At 53.6% G+C, this 8,554-nt stretch carries 5 protein-coding genes and 1 pseudogene; 2 read left to right on the top strand and 4 right to left on the bottom strand.

The genetic code is table 11. The features are described 5' to 3' along the window. Nucleotides 1-121 precede the first annotated feature (121 nt). From ACJHXB_RS23830 to ACJHXB_RS23815, 4 genes are all read right to left on the bottom strand, one after another. On the bottom strand, nt 122-1,210 hold the full coding sequence (locus tag ACJHXB_RS23830) for an AAA family ATPase (protein ID WP_000633445.1): 1,089 nt from the start codon (nt 1,208-1,210) through the stop codon (nt 122-124). 145 nt (nt 1,211-1,355) lie between these two features. Next, nucleotides 1,356-2,315: a YbgA family protein gene (locus tag ACJHXB_RS23825; RefSeq protein WP_000208728.1), complete on the bottom strand. Its 960-nt coding sequence runs from the start codon at nt 2,313-2,315 to the stop codon at nt 1,356-1,358. A 102-nt stretch (nt 2,316-2,417) separates the two neighbouring features. Then, nucleotides 2,418-2,828, bottom strand: coding sequence for a hydroxyisourate hydrolase (uraH, locus tag ACJHXB_RS23820; RefSeq protein WP_000750473.1), 411 nt, complete (start codon nt 2,826-2,828; stop codon nt 2,418-2,420). A 99-nt stretch (nt 2,829-2,927) separates the two neighbouring features. Beyond that, complete coding sequence (locus tag ACJHXB_RS23815) at nt 2,928-3,653, bottom strand: MerR family transcriptional regulator (protein ID WP_000331736.1); 726 nt, start codon at nt 3,651-3,653, stop codon at nt 2,928-2,930. A gap of 117 nt (nt 3,654-3,770) precedes the next feature. Between ACJHXB_RS23815 and ACJHXB_RS23810 the strand changes: the two are divergent. Together ACJHXB_RS23810 and ACJHXB_RS23805 are read left to right on the top strand one after the other, a co-directional pair. Further along, nucleotides 3,771-4,100, top strand: a pseudogene (locus tag ACJHXB_RS23810) (lipocalin family protein); the annotation flags it as partial. A 556-nt stretch (nt 4,101-4,656) separates the two neighbouring features. Beyond that, nucleotides 4,657-8,547 carry a helicase-related protein gene (locus tag ACJHXB_RS23805; protein ID WP_232580421.1) on the top strand — a complete coding sequence of 1,297 codons (3,891 nt, stop codon included), beginning with the start codon at nt 4,657-4,659 and terminating at the stop codon, nt 8,545-8,547. Nucleotides 8,548-8,554 lie beyond the last annotated feature (7 nt).

Here is an 8,554-nt window from a genome sequence, read left to right as displayed (position 1 = left end):
TTTATTATGGTGATCCCCTGGGCGAAATACGCCTGGTAAGCAGAGTTTTTGAAATGTAAGGCCTTTGAATAAGACAAAAGGCTGCCTCATCGCTAACTTTGCAACAGTGCCCTCTGGGAGACTACCCCAGCCTCTCCACCTTCGTTTCTCCTTCCACCATCGACAGCTGATACAGCGAAAACGATCTCTGTTTCTCAATTAAATTCGCCAGTTCCGGCGAGTGGCTGGTCAGCCAAATTTGCGAGTAGCGGCTGGCCTCGGCGATTAAGCTCGCCAGCGCGGGCAGCATCTGCGGATGCAGGCTGTTTTCCGGTTCGTTGAGGGCGATAAAGGCCGGTGGACGCGGGCTTAATAGCGCCACCGCCAGGCACAGAAAACGCAGAGTGCCGTCGGAGAATTCCGCCGGCTCCAGCGGTCTGCTTAGCCCTTCACGCTGCATCATCATCCGGAAGCGTCCGCCGGTGTTGTCGCTGTAAAACACGCAGCCGGGGAAGGCCTGGTCGAGGATGCGCATCAGCAGCAGCTCGTCGCCAATTTCCACGATGGTCTGAAACGCCGCCGCCAGGTTTGCGCCGTCGCTGGCCAGCACTGGGGAGCGGAAACCGACCTGAGGCGCGCGCATGGCCGAGCCGATTGATACAGAAAACTCCTGATAAAAGCGCCAGTTACGCAGCGACTCGCGCATCTGCGACACTTCCGGGTAAAGATGCGGCTCGCCAAGCTGGCCGAACACCGATTCGTTCTCATACAGCGTGCCGCTGTGGGTGACTTTCTCGTGATGCACGTTGTTCAGAAATACGGCCTGATTTTTACGCTTCATCAGCTGTGACGACGGGCGGCGGTATTGACCACTCAGCCAGATGGACTCTTCTTTGATCACCGGATCGAGTTGAAACTGTGAGGGGTAAGGCAGTTTTTCGACAAAGCCTACCTGCAGCTCGTATTCGTAGGTTTCGGTTTCAACGGCCAAATTCATCCGCCGCAGCTGGTCGCTGCGGGTTTTGCCTGCCCAGAACACTTTTAAAATCCCACCCTCGTTCGCCAGTGCCTGCGAAAACTGCCCCTGTGCGGCGCTGTGCATCAGGTGGATCGCCTTGTAGATATTGGATTTTCCGGTGCCGTTTGGGCCAAAGACGATGTTGAGCTGTTCCAGCTCCAGCGACATTTCGCGAATCGAGCGGTAGTTTTGAATGTGCAGGGTGGTGATCACAGGCAGTCCCTTTTTGCGTTACAATCCTGTACATAATTACAGTCTTTTGTGTGGAATGCAAAAAAGAGACGACAGTGAGGGTGTCGTCTAAACGGGGTACTGCTTTGGGCCTCTGTGGGTCAAACGGGCCTTCGCATTTTTATCGTCAGGTTACTGCCAGACGCAGACCCAAATCATCAGGATAGGGATCAAAGTAGTTTTGCGTCATCAGATACCGGTCAGGGTATTCGGCCATGTAGTGTTTCAGTAGCGTCAACGGCGCGAGGATGGGTAGCAGCCCGTCGCGATAGTGCAGGATCACATCGCGCAGCTCGACGCGCTGGCGGCTGTTCAGCTGGTTACGGAAATAGCCCTGGATATGCATTAGCACGTTGGTATGGTTTTTCCGCGAGGCGGGCTTTTTCAGGATGGTCATCAGCTTTTCGCGGTACGCCACGAAGAACGCGTCCAGATCTTCCCATTCATGCAGCGACGCAACGAACGGGCCAATCTCGCGGTAGCCCGCCTGATGGTGCGCCAGAAGCTGCAATTTATAGCGGCTGTGGAAATCCAGCAGCGCGCGGCGCGTCAGGCCTTTAGCGCGCAGCGTGTTCAGCTCGTGCAGGGCAAATACCCGCTCGATAAAGTTTTCCCGCAGCACCGGGTCGTGCAGCCGACCGTCTTCCTCCACGGGCAGCCACGGGTAGGTTTCAAGCAGGGCGGCGGTGAACAGCCCGACACCCTCCTTGCGGCCCCGGTTGCCGTTTTCATCATATAGCCGCACGCGTTCCATGCCGCAGCTTGGCGATTTCGCGCAGACGATAAATCCCGACAGATCGCCGATTTTTGGCAGATAGTCCGCCGTAAAGTCGGCCATTTTCTGCGTTATATCATCATGGGGCGGCTTGCTGAAGCGGAGCTGCGTTTCGCCGCTGTCCGTCAGCGTCAGGCGTATGGCCGGGCGTGGCGTCGGCAGGCCAATCGCCATTTCCGGGCAGACGGGCCTGAAACTCACCCACTGGGCCAGTTCATCCATGACAAAGCCCATACGCTTGTGTCCGCCGTCGAAGCGAACGGCAGACCCGGTCAAACATCCGCTAATACCGAGCACAGGTTTTGTTGTCATGGTGTGGTCCTCCCGTTCTTCTCTTTAAAACTTACACAACATAACTAATTTGTCCAAGTATTAGCGGAATTATTTTTTATTTGCCTTTAAAATCAACGTTTCTTAACTGCCCTTGTAAGTTGAATAACCGTATTGGCTCAGCAGGAGAGGGATGTGCAGCTTTTCGTTGGTCCGGGTTACGGTGAACAGCACCGGGATCTCCGGGAAGAAGGAGTCCAGCTTCTTCCCGTGGAAGTAATCTGCGGTTTTAAAGGCCACTTTATAGACGCCGGGCTGCATATCCTGATCCTCCGGATAAAGCGATTTGATGCGGCCGTCATGGTCAGTTTTGCCGCTGGCAATTGGGGTCCATTTGTCCTGCTGCTGTTTTTCCAGCGTGACGGTAACGTCCGATGGCGGCATCCCGGTTTGCTGGTCAAGAATGTGTACGCTCAGCGTGCCGGCAGGGGCGCTAAAGGCGGCAGGGGCAAAGGCCAGGGTGGTCAGCATCAGCAGAGAGGCAGTTTTTTTCATTGTGTTTTCCTGTGGGGTTGTCGGTCACAGGAAAACGTTAGCATTTGTGGCGCGGGAAAATATTCAACTTTTCGTGAAGATTCCCGCAGGAGAAAATGATTAGAGGATAATCACTTCAAGCGATACCTGCTGCTGCCACTGCTCGATCTGCTTTTTGCGCGCGGCGGTGAGTTTACCGCGCGTGACCAGAAGCCAGTGGCGGTCCGGGAAAATCTCCGGGGCCAGCGTGGCGGGCGGCGTGGGTAAAATATCGATACGGTGGCCTTGCCCGGTGCGGGTTAAGGCTTCGAGCCAGACTTCGCACGGGTCATTCAGGTTCCAGCCGCTGAGCAGGATGTTGTCGCCCGGCGCTTTTTTATCGCCTTCCAAGCAAAACGAGGTGTAGGCGATGATGATGCCGTCGAGGATCTCCCGCAGGGTCATGGCGGCGGCGACGTTTGCCGACACCTGACTGCGCAGCGGACGCAGCACGTTCGCGACCAGTTCTGGTCTTGGGTACTCGCGTCCTGCGTCGTAAATCATCTGACGCAGGGACTCGATTTTGCCGTCCTGCAGGCGCTGTAACATGCTCTGCTGCAGCGTGAGCCAGTTGTTGGTCAGGCGCGACGTAGGGCGCTCCAGCAGCGGTTTGACCTGGCCAATCGGGACGCCTTTTTTTACCCAGTCGAGGATTTTTAGCGCCTGCTGGACGTCCTCATCGCTGTACTGGCGGTGGCCGCCCTCCGTGCGCTGAGGCTTGAGTAAGCCGTAGCGCCGCTGCCAGGCCCGCAGCGTGGTGGCGGTGATCCCGCTGAGTCTGGCGAATTCGCCGATGGAGTAAGCCATGTCCGTGTCCAGAGTTGAGGAATACTCTCAATATACTACGAATTTTCGCGGATGGGATGAAGCGCCGCCGCGGTGCACTACACTTAATTTCCAACCGTGCAAATGAAAGGAATTCTCATGAAGCTATGGCCTGTTGTGACCGGTGTTGCCATTGCCCTGACGCTGGTAGCCTGTAAATCCCCTACCCCACCGAAGGGCGTGCAGCCCATTTCCGGTTTTGACGCCAGCCGCTATCTTGGCAAATGGTACGAAGTCGCTCGCCTGGAAAACCGCTTTGAACGCGGCCTAGAGCAGGTTACCGCCACCTACGGCAAGCGCAGCGACGGCGGCATCAGCGTGCTTAACCGCGGCTACGACCCTGTGAAGAACAAGTGGAATGAGAGCGAGGGTAAAGCCTACTTTACCGGCGAACCGACCACGGCCGCGCTGAAGGTGTCCTTCTTGGGGTCAGTTTGGATATAGAGAATTATTGTACGGTAAGCCTGTTTTTTGAACAGGCTTACCTGTAGCAATAGGGTGTACTCCCGCGCTATACAGCGTTTTCAGGGGATTTTGTCTTAATCGGATAACCTAAATGCGATACAGCAAGAGCGACAACCTAAAAGCGATAGCCAATGACGATAAATCAATCACTTACGTATCCGAATTGGTTAAATAATGTGCTTAACGTACAAAAATTTCCGATCTCCAAACTGACCCCACTGAGGACTTCCAGCCAGAAGACTGACAGCGATGACAATGTACTTACAACATTCATAATTAAAAGCGATGTTGTTCCCGCCCTTCGGGCGGGGGCGGCGGCGCTTTTCAGTTATGAGGGGGGGTACAGTGCTGTGTTTGTGTGGTGTTTTTTATTCCTGATGTTTTTTTGTTGTGGTTTCAGAACGGTGAGATTCGGGGCCCGCGCGTTAGCGTGGGAGGTGCTCCTGTTCTTGGTACTGATGGCACTCCAGTTATGCGCGATGCCCTAAAACTGGCAGATGAAGCCACTATCACGGCGCGGATGAACGCGATCCCGCACTCAAATTACCGTGCAGTCGTGTTTACCAAAGAACAATACGCCCGCACTCCGCTACGTGATGACACCGTAGATGAGCATGCACAGGATATGCTTTATGACTTCGTTGCCGCCGGGCGCGTAGCCAGCGCAATGGACTCCGACTCCCACCGCAAAGAGGCCGCGCGTCGCCGGGTATTGTCGGAGTATTCAGATACCGGTACCGAAAAAGCAGAGAAGTATCCGTACTTTGAGGATATGGGCTTCGATAGTGTGATCGCTGACGAAGGTCACAACTACCGCAATAGCTATAAAAATGGTCGCGAAGCGTCACAACTGGCCTATCTGCCCACCAGCGCGGTGGCGCAATCGGCGCGGGATATGGCAATTAAAAACGCGTACCTGATGAAAAAGAATGGTGGGCGCGGACCGGTTCTCCTGACTGCAACGCCAGTCGTTAACACCCCGATCGATGCATACAACATGCTTTCTCATGTGCTGCCGAAGGAATACTGGCAGAAGATGGGGATCTACGGTCCTGATGACTTCGTTAAATTCTTCGGCAAGACCAGGCTGGAAACGGTACAGAAAATCAGCGGTGAAGTTGAAGAAAAAATGGCGCTGGTGGGCTTTGAAAACCTTGATGCGCTGCGCGGCATATTCCATCGCTGGACAACGCTTAAAACGGCGGAAGACGTTAAGGATACCGTGGAGATCCCGGAACTGGACGAACACCAGCAGGATGCACCACTTACTGAAGAACAACTGGCGGCGTATGAAGAATTACGCCAGCAGGCGGAAGCGGTGGCCAAAGCCAACAATGGCGTAACGACCTCGGTCGATGAAGACGGAGTGATTGAGCACGAGAAAGCCCGTCCGATCTTCTCAATAATCAGGGATATGGACCGCGTATGTACTGACATGGACCTGTACTATCGCCGGATCACCTATCGTTTCCTGCCGGAGTACGCCGATGCGGTGCAGCAGCTGGCGGACAGTTTGCCTAAACAAGCCACCAGCGAAGACGACGACAGTGATGATTCAATCACGCAGCAATCGCAATACTCCCTGATAGATAAGGGCGAGTTTATTCAGTTGCAGGTTCCGGAAGCGTTCGAGCAGGAAGTGAATAAGCGCCTGGCCAGGTTTGGCATTGACGAACAGACCGTAACTCACCCCGTTACGCCCAAATACGCGAAGCTGATTGCCACGCTGAAGGAGTTTTTCCCGGAAGGGAAGCAAATCATCTTCACCGACGAAAAAACGCAGCACCAGAAGCTCAAGCGCATTATCTGCAATGCTCTTAACCTTGAACCTTCAAAGGTAAGGATCCTGAATGCTCAGACGGTTGCCGAGGCAGGTAAAACCGGTAAGAAACTGAAAGCGGTTAAACCGCCGAAAGAGTTACCGGATGAACCAACAGATGCACAGATAGCGAAATACAACGAGCAAATGGCTCTGTATGACGCCTATATCGCGCAGCAAAATGAAATGTCGTTGGGCGGTCTGGAAAAGATTGCAGCCGACTTCCAGGAGGGCCGGACTCCGATCATCATCTGCAACAAAAAGGCAGAGGTGGGTATCAACCTGCATCGAGGAACGACTGACATCCATCATCTGACGTTGCCATGGACACCAGCCAGTGTCGCACAGCGTAACGGTCGCGGTGCCCGAGTTGGCTCCAACCGTGCAAGCGTTCGCGTTCATTACTACTGCGGCAAGGGTTCTTTCGATGAATACCGACTGAAGACGCTGAAGCGTAAAGCAGGCTGGATCTCCGATATCCTCCGTTCAGATAAGTCAGAAATGGAGAACGCCGACGCCAACGATATGATCGAAATGCAGATGTATACCGCTAAGGATGATGGCGAACGTCTGGCAATGATGCAGGTTCAAATGGATAAGGCGAAAGCCGCGCAACGCGCCCGCCAGAAAGAACAGGCCGCTATCGACCTTCAGAACTACATCAAGGCGCAACATGCAGCTGGCGAGGATGTTGCGGCTCTTACCGCTGAATTAGAGCGAAGTAAAGCGGAACTTGAAAAGACCACCGCCGAGGTAGCTAAATTTAAACAGGCGGTAATGGCCAAAGCAGCTGATAATGCAGACTGGAAGGCCCGCTGGGGTAGCGTCCATCACACAGACCGTACGTTGTTAGCACATTATCGCGCGTCGTTGAAAAGCGCCATTCAGCGCAAGGCTAATATCACTCAAGCCATCTCCCGCTATGAGAAATTATTGAACCGTACTCAGAAGGCCGCGACGGATATCAAACGCCTGCGCCCGCTGGTGGAGGATGCAATAAATAAAGGCATTCTGGATGTTGATCCTGATCTGGTTAACCATGCGAATGAGTTCCTTGTTATCGGCGATCGCTCATGGCGTGTAGGCCAATACTACGATTGTGCCGGTGATATCGTTCGCATTAAGTCGCTGGACTTCGACAGCCAGCGCGCAGACGTGGAGATCATCTTTACCTTCAAAGGCACCAAATCGGGTAACTGGGATGTGAAGACGCTGGATAAACAGGTGGATGTAACTCCCGATGAAGATGCTGTTATGCAGAAAATCAGTGGTGGCGTCTCCATCGCCGGGATTAACGACATCATTTCCTGTGACGATTTCTACCGTTTCCAGCAGCGCGGCATGATCAAAATCACTGACTCATACGGCGTTCAGACTACAGAGTCAGGCTATAGCATTGATTTTGTTGGTACCTATACGGACCCACTGAAGCATGCGGTTTACCCGGATCGCCGTGACGGCGCGCTGAAGTCGTCAATTGCAAAATGGGTGCTTGGTATGATGTCGGAAGGGAATAACCGCCAGGTCCGTTTGGCAGAAGTATTCCTGACTGAACTGTTTGGCTCCAATTATGGCGAAGTAATCGCGTCATACGGAGATACGCTATCCCCTGAAGCAATTCAGGAGAAAATAGCGGATGCGATCGCCAGAATGCCGGAGAAAACAAGCCAGGGGGCTACTCGTAACGGGGATTCTGAACTTGAGGTCACCAATGCCATTTTCGGTACCCATGAGTTCCGGGCGTCAGATTATGAGATCACCACAGCACAGTTTGGCACCATTGGCATTTACAGCAATAAAGACGAGATCAAGCAGGCAATGGACGCTGCAAGCGCGCGTATTGCAGCAGAACGGAAAGCCAATCTGAATCATGCAGTCGCCGCGCTGACTCAATCGTGGGTAACAGCAATCAGGGAGGCCGCCACCACAGGGAAAATCACACCGGCAATTGCGGATGTCGTAAACGACGGCTCTAAATTTATGGATGCCTATCAAATGGATGCGGTGCAGTTGCCATCAGCCTATGGGCAACTCAGCTATCGCATGACCTACAACCTGGTATCAATGTTTTCCGACCTTGCCATCCTTGGGCTGGTGGACCTTAACGAGGTTACGCCGGAATTGCTTAGCATGCGCAAGAATCATGTTGAGATATTGCAGAGAATTAACACGGTTCTTGCCGGGCGCACCGATGAAGAGAAACAGGCCGACGCTGATCGGATAAACCTGGCCCTAGGCAACATCACGGAGGAAGAAATTGCCGCCAGAAACGAGAAACAAGAAGAGTTATCATCAATACAGGGTGATGCCACCAGCATAGCTCAGTCTCTTGGTCTGAATTATCGCGTATCCACCGCCGACCTGAAGATGATGTACGCACCAAAATTCGCAGCTGGTGAGGTATTTGGGCTTCAGGAGGCGTCCGGCATGAAAGGCGTTCTTTTCCGTGCTAAAGACGCAATCAAGGAAAAATTCGGCGCTCGCTGGCTGCCAGCGAAGGCGAAGAACAGCGATTTCCCGGGCAACTGGTGGATTATCGAGACAAAACACAACGTGGCGGACGTTCTGGCCGTCATCCAACAATACGCATAACAGGAGC

It is taken from the genome of Escherichia sp. WS3227_2 (genome assembly GCF_046486495.1).
GTDB classification, from domain to species: domain Bacteria; phylum Pseudomonadota; class Gammaproteobacteria; order Enterobacterales; family Enterobacteriaceae; genus Escherichia; species Escherichia coli.
The sequence above is the reverse complement of the archived record's forward strand: the minus strand, read 5'-3'. Positions and strand labels throughout refer to the sequence as shown.

Excerpts from the sequence above, each read along its gene's own strand:
- ACJHXB_RS23825 (WP_000208728.1), bottom strand. The coding sequence starts at position 2,315 with ATGACAACAAAACCTGTGCTCGGTATTAGCGGATGTTTGACCGGGTCT.
- uraH (WP_000750473.1), bottom strand. The coding sequence starts at position 2,828 with ATGAAAAAAACTGCCTCTCTGCTGATGCTGACCACCCTGGCCTTTGCC.
- ACJHXB_RS23815 (WP_000331736.1), bottom strand. The coding sequence starts at position 3,653 with ATGGCTTACTCCATCGGCGAATTCGCCAGACTCAGCGGGATCACCGCC.
- ACJHXB_RS23805 (WP_232580421.1), top strand. The coding sequence starts at position 4,657 with ATGAACGCGATCCCGCACTCAAATTACCGTGCAGTCGTGTTTACCAAA.